The sequence below is a fragment of the Rheinheimera sp. genome (assembly GCF_036568245.1).
GTDB lineage: Bacteria > Pseudomonadota > Gammaproteobacteria > Enterobacterales > Alteromonadaceae > Alishewanella.
The window spans coordinates 1-23,273 of record NZ_DATCSY010000021.1; the positions used below are offsets into that span (position 1 = coordinate 1).

Below are 23,273 nucleotides of genomic sequence, written 5' to 3' on the forward strand. Positions count from 1 at the left end.
GATGAAAAAGCACATTATGCTTTTGATGGTGTCGCCGGCCACGCAGGGCTATTCTCCACCGCCCGGGAAACGGCAAGCCTTGCCATGCTGGCGCTGCATGGTGGTTATGGATTAACACCCGTATTCAGTCCTGCTGTTGTACAACAGTTTGTACGGCCATCAGCATCTGATCATACTGTTGGCCTGGGTTGGCGCACTGCCACAGGTGGCGATCTGAACTGGCACTTCGGCCCTTATGCCAGTGCTTATGCATTTGGTCATACCGGCTGGACAGGTACAGCAACACTTATCGACCCATACTATGGCCTAGTGGTAGTATTACTGACGAACAAAAAACACAGCCCAATCCTGAGTGAAGGTGAGAACGGCTATTATTTTGCTGGCGACAGGTTTGAAACTGGTATGTACGGCAGCATCATGAGTAAAATATACCAGGCGTTGCAGTAGGCTTATCCTGCTGCCTTATTAAGGTTGGAGTACCATGGCGATTATTTCCTGTCCGTTTTGCGGGCACAAAATTTCCGATAAAACGGCAACATGCAGCAAATGCAATGGCGATGTCGCCGGCTTAACACCGGAGAAACGTGAATCTTTAGCACGCAGCAAAGCGCTGGATAAAGCACAAAGTCTGGTTAATCACTCGATGTTTGCACTCTTGCTGTTTCTGGCCGGTTTTGGCCTGATGTACTGGTGGGATCCGGAAGCCGGCAGTGCGCAGCAATATATTGCCGGCGGCGCTATAGGGTTAGGTTTCTGCTGGTACATTATTAGCCGGGCCCGCATTATGTTTATGAAGAAGCGTAAGTAAAGATGAATTTTAATGCTCTTGTGCAGGCCATGACGCCTGATACTTATGAAAAGTTGGCCGAAGCAGTAGCAACCGGCCGCTGGGCTGATGGTAATGTCCTTAGCGATGCACAGCGTCAGCATAGCCTGCAGCTGGTGATGGCCTATCAGGCGCAGGTGCTTAAATCTGATGAGCTGTTCACCATAGGGGCAGATGGTCAGATGGTACATAAATCTAAAGCCGAGCTTAAAAAGCAATTCGATACCCAGCCGTCTATCGCAAGGTTTTCGCACGATGATCTTTAAACGTTTTTTCAAACCAAAATGGCAGCACGCCGATGCTGCGGTACGCCAGCAAGCTATAGCGCAGTTAGATCAAAATAATCAAGAGCATAAGAGCATACTGCATGAACTGGCGTTTAACGATGGTGCTGAAGCTGTACGTAAAGCGGCATTACTGAAACTAAATGACTTTTCACTGTGGTGGCAGGCAAGTAAACACGACAGTGCTGAGCGCATACAGCATCTGGCAGAGCAAACGCTGATAGAACAGTTGCTGCAAAATAAAGTGGAAGCGAAGTTAAAACTGCAGTTTATTGCTCAATGTAACCGTAGCAGTATTCTGGAGCAACTGGCGCAAACAGAACGCGATGCTGGTATTAAATTTAGTTTGTTACAGCGCCTTAATAAAGCAGAGCTGAACTACAAAGCGCTACAGGATCCGGTATTACAGCTGGCACAAAAACGACAATTGCTGGCTGACCTTACCGATGAGAAAGTGCTGGAGAAGCTGGCGCGCCAGCTTGACGGTGAGCTACAAACTGAGGTGCGGCAAAGACTGCAAGCACTGCATGAGCAAAAGCAAAAGCCGCCGCAGCTGCGTAAACAACTGACGTTACTGCTGGCAAAATTAAATGCGTTACGTGAACGCACTGTGCTGGAGCAAATACCGGCACAGCTTGAAGAGTATCAGGCGCAGTGGCAGCAACTGGAACCTGAACTGGAGTGCCTGGCGCAGGAGGCGCAGGAATTTCGTGTTAAGTATGAAAAAATCATCAGCCAACTGCAGCAATGGCTGGCACCGAAACTGGCGCAGCTGAACGAGATCCAGGCGCAGCAACAGCGAGAAACAGAGCAGCGGGCCGCTTATCAGGCGTTGCAGCAGCAAGTTGATACTATTAAGCAGGGTTTGCAGCAGGCGATGTTAACTGCTGATATCAGCGCAGCGCAACAACTGGAATCGCATTTACAGGCCATTGAGCAGGCGTTGGCAGAGGCTGATGTTACAGATAAATCCGCGCTGACAAAGCAGGTCAAACAATTACAGCAGCAGCTACAGCAATTACCGGCGTTAGCGGATCAACTGGCGCAGCTTACCCGGTTGATTGCAGACTGGGCCGCTCAGAAAGTTCCGTCAACAGTGGAGGAATATCAGCCACTGGCGACGCAGCTGTCACAATGGCAGCAAGACTGGCGCAGACTGAGCAAAGCCTTGGTAATAGCCGTACCGGATAGTCTGCAGCAGGCAAAAGATGACCTGGCCCGACAATGGCAAAACGCAGTGGCTGGCTTTACCGCACAGAGTGAGAAAATACAGCGGCAATGCCGCAGTAAACTGGCGCAGTACCGCAGATTATATTCGGCTGGAAAATATAAGGTGCTGTTTGGTCTGTTTAAGGGCATAGAGCAGGATTATGCGCAGCTGTCGGCATCGCAGCAACAGGCACTGGCTAAAGACTACGAGTTTGCCAGTGAAAAAATGGCCGAGCTTGCAGACTGGCAGGAGTATATCGCGACGCCACGTAAGCAACAATTACTGGCGCAAATGCAGGCGCTCAGCGCAGAGCTGCCTGATAATCTTATCCGTCAGCGCGCCGATGAGGTGAAGCAGGCGCGGGCACAGTGGAACTCATTGGGTAAGGCTGATCCGGCATTGGAGCAGCAGTTAAATGATGATTTTGATGCAGCCTGCGAGCGGGCATTTGCACCATGTCGCAGCTATTTTGCTGCGCAGGACGCACTTCGCACAGAGCATGTAAAGCAGCGTGAGCAACTTATTGCCAGCGCGCAAGCGATACAACCAGAACAACTGGATGCGAAAACACTGGAACAACAACTGCACCAGTTGAAGCAGGCCTGGCAACAAGCCGGGGCAGTGGATAAACAGCAATTTAACGCATTAAACGACGCTTTTACTCAGGCGTTGGCGCCTTCGCGTGAACACCTGACAGCAATCCAGCAACAGGTTGCTCAGGCTAAACAGCAGCTTATTGTCAAAGCACAAAGCGCCTTAGCACTGAACGATGCTAACCTGACCGCCAAAGCGTTAAAGGAGTGCCAGCAACAATGGAAGCAACTGGGCCAGGCCGCTCGTAAGCAGGATCAGGCACTGTGGACAGAATTTCGTGCAGTGTGTGACAGCTTCTTTAATGCCAGGGCGGAGCAGGCATTGCAGCAAAAAGCCGCTGAGCAAGCGGAGTTAGAACAGATTACTCTGCAACTCAATGCGTTAGACGCCTTATTACAACAAGCTGACAGTGCAGCAGAGTTCAGCGCATTACAGCAAAAGCTGCAGGCGATAGAGACTCACAGCGTGGGCGCACAGCAAAGTGTGCGGCAGCTGCAAAGTAAACTACAGCAAGCGCAGCAACAATGGCTGCTGCAACAGAACACTCAGGAATTTGCGGCCATGTTTGAGCTGCTACAAGACCCTGAGGTCAGTGCCGAACAATTGCCTGCTGCGTACAGGGATGTGTTTGCCAAACAGCAAGAACAACAGTTCAGTCGCGAGCAACTGACACTGGCGCTGGAAATTGTTACCGATATGCCATCACCCGATCAGGCGGCAAGGCAGCAAGTTCAGCTGTTACTGTTGTCAGATAAGCATAATCAGGGCGTGGCGTTGGATAAACACAGTCTGCTGCGTCGCTGGTTGCAGTTCGGTGCTGTACAAGCGAAAGAGCTACCGCTGTTGCAGCGGGTAAAGGCCGTTTTTGCCTGAGCTGTGCTTATTTGGCTAAGCCATAAATGACAGCAGGTTAACCTGCTGTCAGCTCTCCGCGCAGGTCTTGCTGCATTTGCCGGCGTACTTCGTCAGCAGACAAGTTTTTACTCAGTAAATAGTGCAACTTGGTCAGTGCCGCTTCCAATGTCATATCGTAGCCACTTATCACACCGTTTTGTTTCAGGGCATTGCCGGTGGCATAGCCTTGCATATTAACGGTGCCTTTAAAGCACTGGGTGCAGTTTACAATAATCAGGCCGCGCTGGCTGGCGTCACTGAGAATTTGTAACAACTCTGGCCGCTGCGGTGCATTGCCAACGCCAAAAGATTTGATAATCAACGCTCTTACCGGCGCAGCGGTCATATTGCGGATCACTTCAGTGCTGATGCCAGGATATAAGGTCACCACACTGATCGGTTGCGGAATAATGTGTGCCAGTGTCAACGGGGCTGCCAGTTTGGTCTGACTTAATTTGCCGGCAACCAGGCTGATATGAATACCGGCTTCAAGCAGTGGTGGAAAATTAGGTGAAGCAAACGCATTAAAGCCATTGGCATCGGCTTTGGTGGCGCGGTTACCGCGAAACAGCTGATTGTTGAAAAACAAGGCAACTTCAGCAATAGGGTAGTTCGCTGCCAGATACAGCGCATTTAGCAGGTTCACTTGTCCGTCTGAACGCATTTGTGCCAGCGGGATTTGCGAGCCGGTAATAATAACCGGCTTTTGCAGGTTTTCCAGCATAAATGACAGCGCTGATGCGGTATAAGCCATAGTGTCTGTGCCATGCAACACAACAAAACCGTCGTAGTGCGGATATTGCTGTTGAATGTCTTCTGCAATGTGGCGCCAATGCTCGGGTGTCATGTCGGATGAATCTATCACCGGGTGATATTCGTGAATATCAAACTCAGGCATTTCCGGCCGGTAAAACTCCGGCATACTTTTTACCGTATCGGTTAAAAAGCCCGGTACAGGTACATAGCCTTGATCTGAGTGTTGCATGCCGATGGTGCCGCCGGTGTAGGCGACATAAATACGTTTTCTGCTCATATTATCGATATAAAAATGCCCGGTCATTGCCGGGCATTGTAATAGACTTTGTCAGGGCTGTCAGTTAACGCTGCAGCTTACACAGTATGAATAAACGCCATTTGGATCATTGAACTGGTTCATCAGAACAAAATCCTGTTTCAACTGCTTCGTCAGCTTACCAAGCAGTTTCTGCTCTGCGCTGGCCGCCGTTTGTGGCAACCAACCCTGAGCCTTGGCTTCACCCAGTAAATCTTTAATCATCTGCTCGCCCGGCGTCAGATCCTGCTGTACCACTTTGACATCATAGTGGCTTAAACCGGCTTTATCGGCTGCCGCTTTAATAGCATCGCCAAAGCTGCCCAGTTTATCTACCAGGCCCAGCTCCTGTGCCTTGCGGCCCGTCCAGACACGGCCCTGGGCAATCTTGTCTACTTCTTCTGCTGTCATGTTGCGGTTTTCACCAACCAGCGTTAAGAACTCGCTGTAGCCGCGCTCAATTAACAGCTGAAACAGATCAGCTGCTTTATCGTCCAAACCTTTAAACAGTGGTAAGCCGTTACTTAAACCCGCGAGCTCGGTAGTGCCGACGCCGTCTACATTCAGGCCAAGCACCGGTAACGCATCTTCAGCTGTATGCAGCAGACCAAAGATGCCAATAGAGCCGGTAATGGTAGTAGGCGATGCCCAGATTTCATTTGCCGGCGCTGCTATCCAGTAACCACCAGACGCCGCAACAGAGCCCATAGATGCAATAACCGGTTTACCTGCTTCGCGCAGCAGGCGGATCTCCTGACCAATTATTTCCGACGCATAAGCGCTGCCGCCGGGACTATCGATACGCAGTACAACCGCTTTCACTTTGTCATCATAGCGTGCTTTACGCAGCAGTTCGGCAGTAGAGTCACCGCCAACAGAACCGGCTTTGGCATAACCATCGACAATCACACCGCGTGCTACCACCACTGCTACTTTATCGGTAACCGGGTTATCAAACTGTTTTGATGGCACGACCAGATGCGCGTAATCAGAGAAGGTCACGTGGTTATAGGTGTGCTCGTCGTTCTCACCGACAATCGCCACCAGCTCGCGACGGAATTCTTCACGGGTTTTGATGCTGTCGACCAAACCGGCATTCAGTGCATACTGACTTAAATCACCGTTGGCGGCTTGCAGCTTCTGCAGCAGCGAGCTGTAGGTTTCGTCAAAGTTATCAACAGCAAAACCACGGCGCTGTGCAACCTGCTCTTTATAATCGCCCCACAGCTCATTTAACCAGGCAGAATTGGCTTCTTTTGCCGCATCTGACATGTCGTTGCGCAAAAATGGTTCTACCGCTGATTTATAGGTACCTACCCGGAACACATGAGTGTTGATTTTCAGCTTCTCTAACGCATTTTTGTAATACATCGGATAGCTGCCATAACCTTCAAGCAACACTGTGCCCATCGGGCTCAGGTTTATCTCGTCAGCGTAACTGGCCAGGTAGTACTGGGTCTGGCCATAAAAACCACCGTAGGCAAACACCTTTTTACCGGCGGCTTTAAAGCTTTCGATGGCTGCACCAATGCGCTGCATTTTATCCAGTGAACCATGACCCAGCATCGATAAATCCAGTACCAGCGCCTGAATGCGGTTGTCGCTACTGGCTTGTTTTATCACGGTCACCACATCACTGACCAACACTTCAGGTGCTTCTTCCTGACCGCCCAGGCTTTCGTTGATTGCTGTCGCGATAGGATCTGTCCAGCGCTTCTCTTCTACCAGGTCGCCGGTCAGATTAAGCACCAGCGCAGCCGTTGGCGGCACCTCAACGTCATCATCGCCGCCGAAAATTGACATGGCAATAACCACAACCAGGCCAATAAACAGCAGGTTGAGAATGACAGAACGGAAGCCGCGATACAGCCGGCCAATGGCACTGAACAACCGGCGGATAGGGCCGGGATTTTTATTGGTCATAGGGTATTCCTGTTGTTGCATCACTATTTATGCATGTTGGTATGCTAAACAATTTACGGTCAAAGGCTAAGTGGAATTTGTAAGTAAATGTGTAACACTCAGCGTCTATGTAGGCGCAGCTTGCTATCAGCAGACAAAGCAGCTAAAGTCTGCCACAAACAACAGGTACGACCAGAGAGGCTGATGTGGCATACCAAAAACTATTACAACCACTGGACTTGGGTTTCACCACGCTGAAAAACCGCGTCATTATGGGCTCGATGCACACCGGGCTGGAAGAAGAAAAACAAGGCTTTACCAAACTTGCCGCCTTTTATGCCGAGCGCGCTAAAGGTGGGGTAGGATTAATTATCACCGGCGGCATCAGCCCGAATTTTCGCGGCAATCTGGTGCCCTTCGGCAGCCAGCTCAGTTTTTGGTGGCAAACCGGCAAACATAAAGAAGTGACACAGGCTGTGCATCAGCATGGCGCGAAAATATGCTTGCAGCTGTTGCATGCTGGTCGTTATGGCTATCACCCATTTAGCGTAGCACCAAGCAAGATTAAGTCGCCCATAACACCTTTTAAACCAACGCAGATGTCAGCCCGTCAGGTGCGCAGCACTATTAAAGACTTTGCCCATTCAGCAAAGCTTGCTAAAAAAGCCGGTTATGATGGCGTTGAAGTGATGGGCTCAGAAGGCTATCTGATTAATCAGTTTATTTGTCTGCGCACCAATCAGCGTAAAGACGAGTGGGGCGGCAGTTTTGAAAACCGTTGTCGCTTTGCCGTGGAAACGGTTAAAGCGGTGCGTGAAGCCTGCGGTGAAGATTTTATCATTGTCTACCGTCTTTCGATGCTGGACCTGGTAGAAGATGGTAACAGTTATGACGAAGTTGTGGCTTTGGCAAAGGCGATTACCGAAGCAGGCGCCAGCTTAATTAATACCGGTATTGGCTGGCATGAGGCCAGAGTGCCGACGATAGGTACCATGGTGCCACGGGCAGCATTCAGTTGGGTCACCGCCCGGGTAAAAGCAGAAGTAAATATTCCGGTGATTGCCACCAACCGCATTAACGATCCGCAGGTGGCTGAAGATATTCTGGCCAGTGGCCAGGCGGACATGGTATGTATGGCGCGGCCATTTTTAGCAGATGCCGAGTTTGTCAATAAAGCCGCGGCAAACCAGGCTGGGCTCATCAATACCTGTATTGCCTGTAATCAGGCTTGCCTTGATCATGTGTTTCAAAATAAGCGCGCCAGTTGTCTGGTTAACCCGCGTGCCTGTTATGAAACTGAACTGAATTTTACCCCGGCGCAGCAGCGCAAAAAAATTGCCGTTGTCGGTGCGGGTCCGGCGGGTCTGGCATTTAGCGTCTATGCGGCTCAGCGCGGCCATGAAGTGCATTTGTTTGATAAATCGCATCAGATTGGCGGACAGTTTAACTACGCTAAACAAATTCCCGGCAAAGAAGAGTTTCATGAAACGTTACGTTATTTCGGCCGTATGCTGGAATTACATGCCGTTAAACTGCATTTAAACAGTGAACAAACGGCAGATAGCCTGGCCAGTGGCGGTTTTGATGAAGTTGTACTGGCCAGCGGTATAGTACCGCGTGATATCGGCCTGACTGGCAGTGACCACGATAAAGTACTCAGTTATCTGGATGTATTGCGTGACCATAAAGCGGTCGGTCAGCATGTTGCCATTATTGGTGCGGGAGGGATCGGTTTTGACGTTGCCGAGTATTTAACTGAGCCGCATTCGCTGACATTGCAACCAGATGCCTGGTTAAAAGACTGGGGCATTGATAAAAACTATCAGGCCAGAGGCGCCTTGCTGCCCGATGAAACCCAGCCACCTGCTGCGCGTAAAATTTACCTGCTGCAGCGTAAAACCAGCAAAGTGGGTGCTGGCCTGGGTAAAACAACCGGCTGGATCCACCGAGCCTCGTTGAAGAAGAAAGGCGTCGAGATGATAGCGGGGGTAAATTATCTGCGTGTTGACGATAACGGCTTGTGGATTGAAATTGCCGGGGAAGAGCGTTGCCTGAATGTGGATAACGTGGTGATTTGTGCCGGCCAGGAACCGCTGCGAGCACTGGTGCCGGAGCTTGCGCAAAAAGGTATTAAAGCACATCTTATCGGCGGCGCCGATGTAGCTGCTGAGCTGGATGCCAAAAGAGCTATCCGGCAGGGAGCAGAACTTGCTGCTGTAATCTGAGCCAACCGCAGTACAAAATATAACGGCCTGTTCTGGTGCTGACGCTGCACCAATGCTGAGCAACAAATAAACAAAGGCACCTTTTTGGTGCCTTTGTTATATCGGTGTCATAAATCTCTGCTGTTTTATGCTGTGTGAAACCTTATTGCTATGGACTGCTAGCCATTTGCTAACAGCTACTGCTATTGTGGTACTAGCTTTGCAACCTGAAAATAAATTACACACGTTGAGCTGAACAGGGAGTCTTTATGTCCGGGGTATTAACCATGATTCTGGCCGGTGGCGAAGGTACGCGCTTATCACCTTTAACCGGTGTCAGGGCAAAACCAGCTGTACCTTTTGGCGGGAATTATCGCATCATTGATTTCGTGATGAATAACTTTGTTAACTCAGATTTACTGCAAATCTTTGTCATTACTCAGTTTAAATCGCACTCGTTAATGAAACATCTAAGCCGTGCCTGGCGCGTTACCGGCTTAACCAACCGCTTTATTGACCCTATACCAGCCCAGATGCAAACCGGTAAGCACTGGTACCTGGGCACGGCGGATGCTATCTACCAGAACCTGCATCTGATCCACGGCCTGGATCCGGAGCATGTCTGCGTATTTGGTGGTGACCACATTTACAAAATGGATGTAAGGCAGATGCTGGATTACCACCGGCAGAAAAATGCCCGCCTGACCGTTGCGGCCATACCTGTGCCGGTAGCGCAGGCGCACGAGTTTGGTGTGATTGAAGTCGACGCCAACGGCAAAATGATCGGTTTTGAAGAAAAACCGAAAACCAACCCGAAAACAATACCGGGTAACCCGGATTTTGTACTGGCGTCTATGGGTAATTATATTTTTGAAGCCAAAACACTGGTTTCAGTACTGGAAGATGATGCCGCCAAAGCCGACTCAAAACATGATTTCGGCCATAACATTATTCCGCAGCTATACCCATCGGGTGATGTATATGTCTATGATTTTTCGTCTAATGTTATCCGGGGCGAAAGCCCGAGCAGCAGCGGCTACTGGCGCGATGTAGGTACCATAGACTCGTACTATGAAGCGAACATGGATCTTATCTCTGTTGAGCCGCCGTTTGACTTATACAACAGGTACTGGCCATTGCGGGGCTACACACCGCCAGTACCGCCAGCAAAGTTCGTACACGATGAAGCAAACCGCACCGGGCAGGCCATAAGCTCAATGGTTGCGTCTGGCTGTATCGTTAGCGGCTCTATTGTTTACCAGTCTATTCTGGGGCATAACGTACATGTACACAGCCATGCCTATATTGAAAAGTGTGTGCTGATGGGCAATAACGACATAGGCCGGGGCTGTCGCATCCGCCGTGCCATCATTGATAAAGACGTTAAGATTGCGCCGGGCACCACAATCGGCGAGGATCCCGTTCTGGATAAGCAACGTTTTCATATCTCCGCCAGCGGCGTTATCGTGATCGCCAAAGGCGCCATGATCGGGTTTGAGTAAAGCAACAAAAAGGCAGTAGATAGTGCGGATATTGTTTATATGCAGTGAGTATGAAGGGCTGATAAAAACCGGCGGCCTGGCCGATGCGTGCCGTGGGCTGGTGCAAAGCCTTATTGCCGCGGGCCACCAGGTGACGGTGGCGTTACCACGTTACGCCAGCCTGTATAAGCAGCATACCGACAGTTGGCAATCAGTGTATTTTACGCTAGCGGGCAGGCCATTCGGCTGTGCTATCAGGCAGTTTAAGCACTATGGCGCCGATATCGCCCTGGTTGAACATGATGATTTTTTCCGTCGTGAAAGGCCGTATGATGATGGTGAGCATGGTTACAGCGATAACCCGCTGCGTTTTGCGTTTTTCTGTAAAGCGGTGCTGGAGTGGACACTGCAAACAGAGCAGCAATTTGACCTTATCCACGGCCATGACTGGCAAAGTGCGGCTACAGCCTGCTACCTGAAAACGCATTATGCTAACACTACACTGGCGACGCTGCCTTTTGTATTCAGTATTCACAATGGCGCTTATCAGGAGCGGTGCGCATCGCACTGGCGTCAGGAGCTTGATTTGGAGCCGCAGTACCACGATGAGCTGAACTTTCTGGCACTGGCGCTTAAATATGCTGACAAGCTAAATACAGTAAGCGCCGGTTACCGGGATGAATTGATGAAGGAGCCGCAGGCGGCCGGGCTGTCGGCGTTATATCAACAGCGTATTGCTGATTTTTCCGGCATTTTAAATGGCTGTGACTATGATATCTGGCACCCTGGACATGACAGTTATCTGGCGCAGTATTTTGATATTGGCGCTATGCAGGGCAAGCTGCAATGTAAGCTTGCGATGTTAGCGCATTTTCATCTGGCTGCAACCAACGTGCCGCTGTTTGTCGGCGTAAGCCGGCTAACCGGGCAAAAAGGCTATGATTACCTCATCCCGGCACTGCGTACCTGGCTGGAAACGGCGGATGCGCGCGTTATTATTATGGGCACCGGCGAGGCGAAGTATTGTCTGGCGCTTGAAGCCCTGCAGTGGGATTTCCCGGCAAAGTTTCGTTTTGTTCATGGGTTTAGCGATGCGATGGCGCATCAATTAGAAGCGGCTGGTGATTTTTTCCTGATGCCGTCGTTATTTGAACCCTGTGGTCTTAACCAGCTATACAGCCTGCGTTATGGCAGTGTACCGCTGGTACGATTAACAGGAGGCCTGAAAGACACCGTTAAACCGTGGCCGGGTAGGGGCGCTACGGGTATAGGCTTTGTTGACGCCGATGCAGAATCGACACTGGCGGCACTGCAGCAGGCACTGCAGCTGTTTAGTAAAACCGCCTGTTACCGGCGGGTGCAGCAAAATGGCATGCAACAAAACTTCAGTTGGCAAAGCTCGGCGCAACAGTATTTGGCGCTATATCAGCAGGCACTGTGGGCCAGAGCGCACTAAATTTCAACAAACTGTTTGAAAGGCCATCAGACAGGCTCTACCTTGCCATAATCTGATGTAAAGGTTACTGTTAATTTGCTAGGCTGCGCGCAGCTAACACCATCGGGGTTTTTTATGGATGCATTGACATTACTCACCAGCCGTTATTCTTCAGCCCGTTTAACTGAACCTGCACCCGCAGGTGAGGTTTTAGACAATATTAAACGTGCCGCGCTGCAAGTGCCGGATCACGGTGGTTTACGCCCATGGCGATTTATTATTGCAGAAGGCCGTCAGGCGCTTAGCCGCTTAGGCGACATTTTTGCCGAAGCGGCGGTAGAAGACGACCCGGCGATCAGTAATGACATGCTGGAGCGCGCCCGCCAGCTGCCGCTGCGCGCGCCTATGGTGATTGTGTGTATTGCCAAAGCTGCCGATAGCGGCAAAATTCCGTTAACTGAGCAGCAGCACTCTGCAGCCTGTGCCGTTATGGCTATGCAGCAGGCCGCATTCGCCCAGGGTTTTGGCGGCATCTGGCGCACCGGTGCCTACGCCCAGCTCGACTTTGTAAAACAGGAACTGGGCCTGGGTGAAGACGACGAAATCGTTGGCTTCTTATATCTGGGTACCCCAAACGGTGAGCCACCGCGGCGCAACGCGCCAGATCCTGCTGAGTTTTTTAGCAACCTGTAAGGTTATTAATGTTCGTTTTGAACGCAGCCTAATCGCAAAAGCCGGGCTTTGGTATGTGCCCGGCTTTTTTGTTTACCCTCTTAGTGCCATAAATCAGCGAATAGACGGCGGCATGTTTCAACCTTCTTAAACCAGCGTGAAAGTTCTGTTTACAGCACAAATATATTTATTGCGGCTACAAAATACATTCTATAAATTAACTGCTTACAAAAGTCGTGCAGACATACCGGTATTCATCTTTTTGCACTAAGTTCGAGCGTTAGCGCTGAAATCATCTCAAATTCTAATCACGAATAGCATTTATTAAATTAAGGAAAGAATAGACTAATGAAAAGAGTAATTTATGGATTGCTGTTACTCATCTCGGGTTGCCACTGCAGTAGTTGGGCTACGGGGAATTACCCTGAAGTCCGGGAGTTGGTGATTGATAGCGTTGTGCTGGGAGAGAAACGTAACCTGGTAGTATTTCTGCCTGCGGATTACCAGAACAACGAGAACCGTTTTCCGGTGTTATACCTCACCGACGGTGACATCCAGGGGCCTCATACCGCAGGTACTGTAGATTATTTAGCAAAGTTCGACCAGACACCACAGATGATAGTGGTAGGTATTGTAAACCCACGGCAAACGCGTGAAAGAGATCTGACGCTGACCAGTACGGAGAAGCAAAACCCTGAGCAGTCAGAAAATGCCGACCGATTTCTAGCCTTTGTTGAGAAAGAAGTTATCCCCTTGGTGAGACAGCAATACCGAACTCTGGATTATCAAGCGTTGTCTGGCACTTCACATGGTGGCCAGTTTGCTATTACTGCACTGATAAAGCGACCAGGCCTGTTTAATGGGGTTATCGCCATAAGCCCGTCTTTATATTGGCATAAACAGCAAATGCTGGGTCTGTCGGAGGCGGCGTTGCAAAGCTATCAGCTACAAGGGCGTTTATTTGTTTCGATTGCCAATGAAGAACCGACAATGACAGAACCTTTCCAGAAGTTTGTCGATCTGACAAAACACTATCCAACTGACAAGCTGGCAGTAGCGAGCCAGACTTTCAGCGATGAAACTCATAATACTACCGTGTTGCAAGGCCAGTACTATGGTTTAAAACACTTATTCTCAGGTTGGGCTATCCCTGAGTCGCCACAAACCTTAGCGGATCTGCAGATGATCTTTGAGAAACGTTCGAAGCTTTTGAACACTACTATGGTTATTCCTGAAGATCGGGCTGCAGGGTATGGGCAGTGGTTGCAATACCTGAACCGGCAAGAAGATGCATTAGCACTGCTGAGCTGGAATCGTAAAACTTACCCTCAGTCTTTAAATGCACATGCTGCGTTAATCCGGGCTTACTTACATTTTAAAAAGGCCGAAGAAGCTAAAGCTGCACTTACCGACGCATTAAGATCGATAAAGGGACTTAGTTCAGAGCAAAAAGCACAGCTAGAAGGTTTATTTTCTTAGCATAGGTATGGGTTAAAAAGGCTAACAACCGTCATTAAGTAATAGGAATAATATGAAAACGCTTTATCGGTATCTCATCATTTCTGCATTGTTGCTGGCGGCTATAGCGTCATACAGGTATGGTAGTCAAACAGGTATGTTCATCTTTGTTATCTTAGGATTTGCGCTTGAAGCTGCCTTTTGGTTCAGGATAGTTCCCATTAAGAAGCAGAATAGAAGTTAAAGCGAACAGCGGAATTATGCTTAAACTAAAATTTATTGCTTTATCAATCAGCACCTTGGGTTTTCTGGTTTTCGGCTTTTACGCAAACGAAGCCCGAAAGGAAGTGTATTATCTTTGCGGTAATTTTACTAAAGGCACGGCTTACTCAAGTGTAATCCGGCAATTAAATACGATTAGTTTGTCGGAATACAAAGTGGAAAATGTGCAGCAGGGTAAACGTGTTATTCACAGCAGCGCACTGCATTTTCACTTGCTTAGCTGCGATATAGAGTTTAACCCGCAAGAAAAAGTAGTTGCTGTTTTATATGGTTAAACATAAGCGCTGCTTGAAAACCGGTATTTTACGCAGTAAAAAAGGCGCAGTTTAAAGCGCCTTTTCTGCATTTTGCGTACCGGGAGTTATTAAAACTCTGCGTTGCCTGGTGTACGCGGGAAGGCGATAACGTCGCGGATATTACCGATGCCGGTAACGTACGATACTAAACGCTCAAAGCCCAGGCCAAAACCGGCATGCGGTACAGTGCCGTAGCGGCGCAGGTCGCGATACCAGCCGTAGCTTTCTTTATCCAGGCCCATTTCATCTAAGCGTTTATCAAAAGCGTCCAGACGCTCTTCACGCTGGCTGCCACCGATAATTTCACCGATGCCCGGTGCCAGTACGTCCATGGCGGCTACCGTTTTACCGTCGTCATTTAAGCGCATGTAAAAGGCTTTAATGTCTTTCGGGTAGTTTTGCATAATGATAGGCGCGCCTACGTGTTCTTCGGCTAGGTAGCGCTCGTGTTCAGATTGTAAATCGACGCCCCATTCAACCGGGTATTCAAATTTCTTACCGCAGGTTTTTAAGATCTCGATTGCATCGGTGTAATCCATCCGCACAAAGCTTGAGTCAACCAGCTGTTGTAAACGGGTGATCGCGGTGGTGTCAATGCGCTCGGCAAAGAATGCCATATCGTCAGCCCGTTCAGTCAGTACGGCTTTACAGACGTATTTGAGCATATCTTCTGCCAGTTGGGCGATGTCTTTTAATTCAGCAAAGGCCACTTCAGGCTCAATCATCCAGAATTCGGCTAAATGGCGGCTGGTGTTTGAGTTTTCAGCACGGAACGTTGGGCCGAAGGTGTAAATTTTTGACATAGCACAGGCGTAGGTTTCGCCGTTTAATTGGCCTGATACGGTCAGGAAAGTTTCTTTACCGAAAAAGTCCTGGCTGTAATCGATAGCGCCTTTGTCTGTGCGTGGCAGGTTTTCCAGATCGAGCGTGCTGACGCGGAACATTTCACCGGCACCTTCAGCGTCTGAGCCGGTAATGATCGGCGTGCTGATCCAGTAATAGCCTTGCTCGTGGAAAAAACGGTGTACAGCCTGAGCTAAACAGTGACGCACTCGGGTAACGGCGCCCATGATATTGGTACGCGGGCGCAAGTGAGCGTGTTCACGCAGGTATTCCATACTGTGGCGTTTTGGCGCCATAGGGTAGGTGTCCGGGTTTTCTACCCAGCCTAAAACTTCAACCTGACTGGCTTGTAACTCAAATGCCTGGCCCTGGCCTTCAGAGCGCGCTACAGTGCCGGTTACCACTACAGAACAAGAGGTGGTCAGGCGCTTTACTTCAGATTCGTAATTATTCAGCTCTGCCGGCACAACGGCCTGCACAGCGTCGAAGCAGCTGCCGTCATGAATAGCTAAAAAGGAAATGCCGGCTTTTGAATCGCGGCGGGTGCGGATCCAGCCTTTAACGGTGACAGTATCACCAACGGCATAGCGACCAGCTAAAACATCTTTAATAACGGCGTGCGTCATGCAACAAACTCCAGAGGGTGTAAACTTAGACAACTGCATAAAGGCTGTAATGATACTGAGCCAAGCGCACAACACAAGTAAAACTTAGTCAGAGAAGTAAAACTTAGCAGGACAACAAAACTTGACCACTGAAGTACAGAAACCGGAAAAATATGAACGCCGCCAGGGGCCGGATGTTATCTGCCGTGCCTTTAGCTGGCTGGCGGTGCTTGGCTGGCTGTTATTTCTGGTGGCGATGATTATTGCGCACTATGCCAAACCGGAAATGGACACCGGTTTGGTGCGCTACTGGGGCATAGAGATCCGCGACGAGTGGCACCCGATGCTGACGGACTTGTTGCAGTATTTTCTAACCTTTGCTGCGTTATTAAGTGGTCTTAGCCTGGCGTTAAACCGGTTGCGGCTGCGCCGGCGCTCAGATCATCTGCATTTTAATATTGTTTTGCTGCTGATAAGTTGCCTTAGCTTATTGTTGTATCTGTTCTGGCACACTTAAACGTTAACCACAGTGCACATAGCAGCAGTTAGCTTGCTAAGCTGCGCAGGGGTGATAATAAAAGGTGGCATGATATAAATCAGGTTATTAAACGGGCGGATCCACACACCCAGCTCGACAAATTGCTGTTGTAAGGCGGCAACATCCACTTTGTTGTGCATCTCCAGCACGCCTATGGCGCCTAATACCCGCACATCTTTTACCAGCGCAGAGGCGCGGCACGGTGCTAACTCCTGTTGTAGCTGGGCTTCAATTTGTGCTACCTGCTGTTGCCAGTGACCCTGGCTGATTAAGTTAAGGCTGGCACTGGCGACCGCGCAGGCCAGCGGGTTAGCCATAAAAGTAGGGCCGTGCATCAAGCCACCCGCCGCACTTAAGCTGATCCCCCGGGCAACTTCACCAGTGCAAAGCGTGGCCGCCAGTGTAATGTAGCCGCCGCTTAGCGCTTTACCGACACACATAATGTCCGGCTGTATACCAGCATGTTCGCAGGCAAATAATTTACCACTGCGGCCAAAGCCGGTAGCAATCTCATCGGCTATCAGCAGCACCTGATACTTATCACACAAGGCGCGGGCACGACGCAAATACTCGGGGTGATAAAAACGCATGCCGCCGTAGCCTTGTACTATCGGCTCTAAAATAAGCGCGGCAATGTCGTGATGTTTCTCTGCCAGCAGGTTTTGCAGCGCTTCGATATCTTCTGGTTGGAAATCGCCATCAAACCGGCTCTGCGGCGCTGGCAGAAAGTAATGTTGTGGCAGTAAGTTAGCGAACATATCGTGCATGCCATCCACCGGATCACATACTGCCATCGCTGCAAAGGTGTCGCCGTGATAGCCCTTACGCAGGCTTATCAGTTTTTGTTTTTGCGGCGTGTTGCTGGCCAGCCAGTACTGCAGTGCCATCTTTATCGCCACTTCTACCGCGATAGAGCCACTGTCGGCGAGAAATACTTTAGTCAGATTCGCCGGTACCATAGCCAGCAACTGCTGACACAGCGTTACTGCCGGCTGGTGAGTGATACCACCAAACATTACATGTGCCATCTTGCCAAGCTGATGACTAACAGCTGCATTTAACTCGGGGTGGTTATAGCCATGTACCGCCGACCACCAGGATGCGGTGCCGTCTACCAGGCGCTGGCCATTTTCCAGTACCAGTTCGCAGCCGTCTGCGGCCACTACCGGGTACACGGGTAACGGCTTTAGCATGGAGGTGTAGGGGTGCCAGATGTGGTCGCGATCAAACGCCAAATTAATGCTCATTTATTAACCTGTAGTAAAGTTTTAACTCTGGTCAGCGTTGACAACGCAGGGGCGGCGGTTAGACTAGCCGAAAATCACTATAACCTCAAATTACGCAGGGAATATTATGCATTCTGTCGTGCGCCACAACTGGACACTTGCCGAAGTTAACGCTTTATACGCTTTACCCTTTAACGATTTACTGTTTCAGGCGCAAACGGTGCACCGGGCGCATTTTACGCCGAACGAAGTACAGGTAAGCACCTTGCTGTCGATTAAAACCGGTGCCTGTGCTGAAGATTGCAAATATTGTCCACAAAGTGGCCACTACAATACCGGCCTTGAGCGCGAGCGTTTATTAGAAGTGGAAAAAGTGCTGACGCAAGCCAAAGCGGCAAAAGATAAAGGCGCAACCCGTTTTTGTATGGGAGCCGCCTGGACCAATCCGAAACAGCGCGACATGCCTTATATTATCGAAATGGTGCAGGGCGTGAAAAATATGGGCCTGGAGACCTGTATGACACTGGGTATGTTAACTGGCGAGCAGGCTAAAACGTTGGCTGATGCCGGTTTAGATTACTACAACCACAACCTGGATACGTCGCCGGAGTTTTACGGTGAAATTATAACCACCCGTACCTATCAGGACCGGCTGGATACCCTAAGCCACGTGCGCGACGCGGGTATGAAGGTATGTTGCGGCGGTATTTTAGGCATGGGCGAAAGTGCCAATGATCGATCTGCGCTGTTAATGCAACTGGCTAACTTACCAGAACATCCGGAAAGTGTACCGATTAATATGCTGGTTAAAGTGGCTGGTACGCCGCTTGAGAACGTTGACGATCTGGACGCTTTTGAGTTTATCCGCACCATAGCGGTAGCACGCATTATGCTGCCGCAAAGCCATGTGCGTTTATCGGCCGGCCGCTCGCGAATGAATGAACAAATGCAGGCGCTGTGTTTCTTTGCCGGTGCCAACTCTATTTTCTACGGCGATAAGCTGCTGACAACAGATAACCCGGAAGCCGATGCCGACATGCTGCTTTTCGCCAAGCTGGGAATTAAGCCAGAGCAGCGCCACGATGTGTCGGATGAAGCGCATGAACTGGCATTAGCCGATGCGATAAAAGAGCAGGCCAACCCGCCACTGTTTCACGCGGCGCAGTAAAAAAAATGTCCGCCGACAGACTGGCACAGTTACAGCAGGCGATTGATAAGCGCAGTGCAGAGCAACTGCTGCGTACGCCGGTAACCTTGCAGCACTATAACGGCAGGTTGCTAAGTGTCGCCGGCACATCTTATCTTAACTTCAGTGGCAACGACTATCTGGGCTTAGCGACCGAGCCTGAAGTGCTGCAGGCCTATGCTGACGGCGCCAGAGATTATGGTGCCGGCAGCACCGGTTCGCCGCTGGTAACAGGTCAGCACCAGGTGCATGCTCAGTTGTGTGATGCACTGTGTGACTGGCTGGGGACTGAGCAGGTGATGCTGTTTTCGTCCGGTTTTGCGGCAAACCAGACCATGCTGCAAACCCTGGCGCAAAAAGGCGATACCTTAGTACTGGATAAACTAAGCCACGCTTCGCTTATCGACGGCGCTTTACACAGCGATGCTGTGTTAAAGCGCTTTGCTCATAATGATATTGCACAGCTTGAAACGATATTGCAGAAAACGGCGCAGCCTCTGGTCGTGACCGAAGGCATATTTAGTATGGACGGTGATAGCCCCAACTTACGCGCTACGCTGGCAGTTTGCCGGCAGTTTAACGCGCCTTTGCTGCTGGATGATGCCCATGGTCTTGGCATAACCGGGCCAGAGGGTAAAGGCACTGCAGCTGTGCAGGGTATTGCCGCAGCAGAGCTGTTTTGTCTGATGGCGAATTTTGGCAAAGCGCTGGGTGTAGGCGGCGCCTTTATTGGCGGCAGTAAAACAGTGATTGATTATCTGACTCAGTTTGGCCGTCACTATGTCTACAGTACAGGCTTGTCGCCAGCACTTTGCGCCGCAGTGATAAAAAGCATTGCACTTTGCCGCCAGCAGCAGTGGCGTCGTGACAAACTACACAGCAATATCGCGTTGTTTCGCCAGTTGGCAGAAGGTTTAACGCTGCTTAAGTCAGAAAGCGCGATCCAGGGCGTAGTGCTGGGCAGCAGTGAACGGGCGCTTGCGGTCAGTCAGCAGTTAAAGACAGCAGGGATCTGGCTCAGTGCTATTCGCTCGCCAACTGTAGCCAAAGGCAGCGAGCGGCTGCGCATTACCCTGAGTGCTCAGCATACCGAGCGTGATATCAGACAATTAGTACAGCAGTTAAGGCAGTTAATATGAGTGCTGTAATGCAAAACCCAGCGAAAATCTCATCTGAGCCATTTTTAAATAAGGTCGCCAAAAGCTTTGGCGCCGCCAGTGACAGTTATATACAGGGAGCACGCCTGCAGCAGCAGGTGGCGCTGGATGCGCTGGCCTTGCTGCCAAAGCAACCGTATGGCCATCTGCTTGATTTGGGCTGTGGCCCGGGCTGGTTACATCCAAGACTAATCCAACATTGCCAGAAGCTTACCGCCATTGATTTAAGCGCCGGTATGTTAGCAAGAGCAGCACAGGCAAATATAGCCAGCCAATACCTGCAAGCTGATGCACAGCAGCTGCCGTTAGCAGATGCAAGCGTTGATAACGTATTTTCCAGCCTGATGCTGCAGTGGTGCAAAGAACCTGTGGCGGTATTTACTGAGGTTGCGCGCGTGCTGAAGCCTGGCGGTACTGTGGTGATGACCACGTTGGTCGATGGCACACTGGGCGAGCTGAGACAGGCATTTGCTGCGCTGGATAATCGTCAGCACGTTAACCACTTTTTACCGCCAGATGCACTGCGTCAGGCAGCCAGCAAAGTCAGTGGTATGCAATGGCAGTTTGAGCAGCGCCGCTATCCGCTGTATTACCCTAATGTGCAGGCAATAGCGCGCGAACTCAAAACACTGGGCGCTAATCAGGTTGCCGGCAGACAGGCTGGCGGTTTAACCGGTAAAGGCTATTGGCAGCGATTGGCTGAAGTTTATGCTCAGCACCGCACTGTACTGGGTTTACCGGCGAGCTATCAGGTGGTTGTGATAAGCGGAGTAAAACATGGCAACTAAAACCTGCTTTGTTGCTGCGACCGACACCGATGCAGGCAAAACCTATATCAGCAGTATGCTGTTACAGGGTTTTAACGCGTTAGATATCCCGGCTGTGGGCGTAAAGCCAATAGCGGCGGGGGCTGACACTGAAGGCTTTAACGGTGACGCGTTGCTATTGCAGCGCCATTCTGGTATCGCGTTACCTTATAAAGCGGTCAATCCTATCTGTTATCAGGCTCCGGTGGCGCCGCATCTGGCTGCGGTGAACGAGCAACAGCCAATAGATGAAACACAGCTAAACCAGGCCCTGGCCGCCTGGCAGCAATTGCCGGTGCAGCAACTGCTGGTCGAGGGGGCTGGCGGCTGGCTATTACCATTAAATGAAAAACGCTATCTGGCGGATTGGGTGGCGCAGCAGCAACTGCCAGTAGTGCTGGTGGTTGGCATGAAACTTGGTTGTTTAAACCATGCCATGCTGACCGTGCGCGAGATACAGCGCAGCGGCTGCCAGCTGGTGGGCTGGGTAGCAAATTGCATAGACCCGGATATGGCACTGCTTGAGCAAAATATTGCCGACTTACAACAGCGTATCAATGCACCTTGTTTGGCGGTGGTGCCTTATGCGCCCGCACGGACGCAGTATCAGCAGTTGGCGCAACAAATGGCGGCATTGTTACTGCAAAAACTCAGCTAAATCACTGTTCTGTGGCAGTGCCGTTTTATTGCCGCCGAGAAATACATAACCCCCTGCAGCGCCAAGCAGCTTCAGGCTGTTGCCACTGCGTTTAAGCGCTGTACCTTCGGGCAATGCAATGATAGGTGTAGCCGGGTGAAGCTGCATAAACTCTGCTAAGCGCATATCACGGGTTTCACCATGAAAACCTTCTGGTATGTAATCGGTGTAATGTGGGTTAAGCTGTAGCGGTAGTAAATTCAGGGCGTTAAAGGATGCAGGCTGAATAATCGGCATATCGTTGGTGGTGCAGATGGTCATGCCAGCAATATTTGAACCAGCACTCCAGCCGATATAAGGCACGCCAGAGGTTACGCGTTCCTTAATCAGTTTTAAAATATCATGTTGATATAACTGATAAAGCAGGTGAAAAGTGTTGCCGCCACCGACAGCGATGGCCTGCGCATCGATAACGGCCTGACGGGCGTCCGGGTATTGATGGATGCTGCGAACCTTAATGCCGTGTGGCGCCAAAGCTTGCTGTACTTTTACCAGATAATCGTCGTAACTGACACTGACGCCGGCGTAAGGAATAAACAGCAGTTCAGTGATGCCTGTCAGGTGAGCGGTGATCCAGTTCATATACGGTGCCAGATAGTCACTGTTTTGGGCGCGGGAACTGCTGAGTAATAGTAGTTGCATGTTTAGCTCCTTCAAAGTCGCGTTATTGTAGCGAATACTTATACAGGCGACATCTTTTCTTACAATTCTCCATCTGGTTAAAATTGAAAATCGCCATCCAGCCCATATAGTACAGAGCAGTAAGCCAATTGAGGTATGCAGTATGAAAAGAGTGTTATTGTTTTTAGCCACCAACCTAGCCGTTATTCTGGTGTTGAGTATAGTGCTCAATGTGGTGTTCAGTATTCTCGGCATTGATCGCAGTGGTATTGGTGGGCTACTGGTGTTTGCTGCTGTTTTTGGTTTTGGTGGGTCTTTTATTTCGCTGGCGATGTCAAAGTGGATGGCGAAACGCTCAACCGGCGCCGTGGTGATTGAACAGCCGCGTAACGCGACGGAACAATGGTTAATGAATACTGTTGCGCGTCAGGCAAAGGCGGCCGGTATTGGCATGCCGGAAGTGGCGATATACGACTCGCCGGAAATGAACGCTTTTGCTACCGGTATGAACCGTAACGATGCATTAGTTGCAGTCAGCACTGGGTTACTGCGCAACATGCGCGAGGATGAAGTAGAGGCGGTGCTGGCGCACGAAGTATCGCATATCGCTAACGGTGATATGGTGACATTGACGCTTATTCAGGGCGTGGTAAACACTTTTGTTATCTTCCTGGCCCGGCTTGTGGCCGGCATGCTGAATAATAATGGCAATAATAATAACCAAGGCGGCGGTCTGGCATATTTTGCTACCGTGATGATACTGGAAATGGTGTTTGGTGTACTGGCAAGCATTATCGTAATGTGGTTCTCGCGCCAACGTGAGTACCGCGCGGATGCGGGTGCTGCAAGGCTGGAAGGCGGACCGAACAAGATGATTGCGGCGCTTGAGCGGTTAAAGCATAACCACGAAAGCCGGCTGGAAGGCAGTATGATGGCGTTTGGTATTGCAGGTGGCGCTAATAAGTCTGAGTTGTTTTTAAGTCACCCCCCGCTGGAAAAGCGCAT

At 50.3% G+C, this 23,273-nt stretch carries 21 protein-coding genes; 16 read left to right on the plus strand and 5 right to left on the minus strand.

Going from position 1 to position 23,273, the window contains the following annotated elements:
• The 4 genes from VIN66_RS00815 to VIN66_RS00830 all read left to right on the plus strand — a co-directional run.
• On the plus strand, positions 1-447 hold a 447-nt coding region (locus tag VIN66_RS00815), incomplete at its 5' end, for a serine hydrolase (RefSeq protein ID WP_331922226.1).
• 34 nt (positions 448-481) lie between these two features.
• Entirely contained in the window at positions 482-808 is a 327-nt protein-coding gene (locus VIN66_RS00820) for a zinc ribbon domain-containing protein (RefSeq protein ID WP_134054980.1), read from the plus strand.
• 2 nt (positions 809-810) lie between these two features.
• Positions 811-1,092 carry a YeaC family protein gene (locus tag VIN66_RS00825; RefSeq protein ID WP_134054978.1) on the plus strand — a complete coding sequence of 94 codons (282 nt, stop codon included), beginning with the start codon at positions 811-813 and terminating at the stop codon, positions 1,090-1,092.
• Positions 1,082-3,787, plus strand: coding sequence for a DUF349 domain-containing protein (locus tag VIN66_RS00830; protein ID WP_331922227.1), 2,706 nt, complete (start codon positions 1,082-1,084; stop codon positions 3,785-3,787). Before VIN66_RS00825 ends, VIN66_RS00830 begins: the two co-directional genes overlap by 11 nt.
• A gap of 37 nt (positions 3,788-3,824) precedes the next feature.
• On the opposite strand, the gene ansA is transcribed toward VIN66_RS00830, so the two are convergent.
• Positions 3,825-4,868, minus strand: coding sequence for an asparaginase (gene ansA / locus VIN66_RS00835; RefSeq protein ID WP_331922228.1), 1,044 nt, complete (start codon positions 4,866-4,868; stop codon positions 3,825-3,827).
• A gap of 33 nt (positions 4,869-4,901) precedes the next feature.
• Entirely contained in the window at positions 4,902-6,782 is a 1,881-nt protein-coding gene (gene sppA, locus VIN66_RS00840; RefSeq protein ID WP_331922229.1) for a signal peptide peptidase SppA, read from the minus strand.
• 185 nt (positions 6,783-6,967) lie between these two features.
• On the opposite strand from sppA, the gene VIN66_RS00845 reads away from it, so the two are divergent.
• From VIN66_RS00845 to VIN66_RS00870, 6 genes are all read left to right on the plus strand, one after another.
• Positions 6,968-8,986: an NADPH-dependent 2,4-dienoyl-CoA reductase gene (locus VIN66_RS00845; RefSeq protein ID WP_331922230.1), complete on the plus strand. Its 2,019-nt coding sequence runs from the start codon at positions 6,968-6,970 to the stop codon at positions 8,984-8,986.
• Positions 8,987-9,234: 248 nt separating this feature from the next.
• Positions 9,235-10,467 (plus strand): glucose-1-phosphate adenylyltransferase, encoded by a 1,233-nt coding sequence (glgC, locus tag VIN66_RS00850; protein ID WP_331922231.1) that lies wholly within the window; start codon positions 9,235-9,237, stop codon positions 10,465-10,467.
• A 22-nt stretch (positions 10,468-10,489) separates the two neighbouring features.
• A complete protein-coding gene (locus VIN66_RS00855; RefSeq protein WP_331922232.1) occupies positions 10,490-11,902 on the plus strand; it encodes a glycogen/starch synthase in 1,413 nt (470 codons plus the stop codon).
• Positions 11,903-12,016: 114 nt separating this feature from the next.
• On the plus strand, positions 12,017-12,574 hold the full coding sequence (locus VIN66_RS00860) for an NAD(P)H nitroreductase (RefSeq protein ID WP_331922233.1): 558 nt from the start codon (positions 12,017-12,019) through the stop codon (positions 12,572-12,574).
• Positions 12,575-12,901: 327 nt separating this feature from the next.
• Positions 12,902-14,032, plus strand: a complete 1,131-nt coding sequence (locus VIN66_RS00865) for an alpha/beta hydrolase (protein ID WP_331922234.1) — start codon at positions 12,902-12,904, stop codon at positions 14,030-14,032.
• Between the two features lie 239 nt (positions 14,033-14,271).
• The gene (locus tag VIN66_RS00870; RefSeq protein WP_331922235.1) at positions 14,272-14,568 is read left to right on the plus strand and encodes a hypothetical protein; all 297 of its coding nucleotides are present in this window, start codon (positions 14,272-14,274) and stop codon (positions 14,566-14,568) included.
• An 89-nt stretch (positions 14,569-14,657) separates the two neighbouring features.
• On the opposite strand, the gene asnS is transcribed toward VIN66_RS00870, so the two are convergent.
• Positions 14,658-16,058, minus strand: a complete 1,401-nt coding sequence (gene asnS / locus VIN66_RS00875; RefSeq protein ID WP_331922236.1) for an asparagine--tRNA ligase — start codon at positions 16,056-16,058, stop codon at positions 14,658-14,660.
• Positions 16,059-16,179: 121 nt separating this feature from the next.
• On the opposite strand from asnS, the gene VIN66_RS00880 reads away from it, so the two are divergent.
• Complete coding sequence (locus VIN66_RS00880) at positions 16,180-16,554, plus strand: hypothetical protein (protein ID WP_331922237.1); 375 nt, start codon at positions 16,180-16,182, stop codon at positions 16,552-16,554.
• On the opposite strand, the gene bioA is transcribed toward VIN66_RS00880, so the two are convergent.
• Positions 16,551-17,822, minus strand: a complete 1,272-nt coding sequence (gene bioA / locus VIN66_RS00885; RefSeq protein WP_331922238.1) for an adenosylmethionine--8-amino-7-oxononanoate transaminase — start codon at positions 17,820-17,822, stop codon at positions 16,551-16,553. The genes VIN66_RS00880 and bioA overlap by 4 nt on opposite strands.
• A 106-nt stretch (positions 17,823-17,928) precedes the next feature.
• On the opposite strand from bioA, the gene bioB reads away from it, so the two are divergent.
• Genes bioB through bioD form a run of 4 tightly spaced genes read left to right on the plus strand, consistent with a single transcriptional unit; the run spans position 17,929 to position 21,608 of the window.
• Complete coding sequence (gene bioB, locus VIN66_RS00890; protein ID WP_134054620.1) at positions 17,929-18,969, plus strand: biotin synthase BioB; 1,041 nt, start codon at positions 17,929-17,931, stop codon at positions 18,967-18,969.
• 5 nt (positions 18,970-18,974) lie between these two features.
• Complete coding sequence (locus VIN66_RS00895; RefSeq protein WP_331922239.1) at positions 18,975-20,126, plus strand: 8-amino-7-oxononanoate synthase; 1,152 nt, start codon at positions 18,975-18,977, stop codon at positions 20,124-20,126.
• On the plus strand, positions 20,123-20,932 hold the full coding sequence (gene bioC, locus VIN66_RS00900) for a malonyl-ACP O-methyltransferase BioC (RefSeq protein ID WP_331922240.1): 810 nt from the start codon (positions 20,123-20,125) through the stop codon (positions 20,930-20,932). The genes VIN66_RS00895 and bioC overlap by 4 nt, the downstream gene beginning before the upstream one ends.
• On the plus strand, positions 20,922-21,608 hold the full coding sequence (bioD, locus tag VIN66_RS00905; protein WP_331922241.1) for a dethiobiotin synthase: 687 nt from the start codon (positions 20,922-20,924) through the stop codon (positions 21,606-21,608). Before bioC ends, bioD begins: the two co-directional genes overlap by 11 nt.
• Here the strand turns inward: bioD and pepE are convergent.
• Entirely contained in the window at positions 21,588-22,289 is a 702-nt protein-coding gene (pepE, locus tag VIN66_RS00910) for a dipeptidase PepE (RefSeq protein ID WP_331922242.1), read from the minus strand. The two genes, bioD and pepE, sit on opposite strands and share 21 nt — an antisense overlap.
• Positions 22,290-22,431: 142 nt before the next feature.
• Between pepE and htpX the strand changes: the two genes are divergently transcribed.
• Positions 22,432-23,273, plus strand: an 842-nt coding sequence (htpX, locus tag VIN66_RS00915; protein ID WP_331922243.1) for a protease HtpX, incomplete at its 3' end; no start/stop codon positions are given.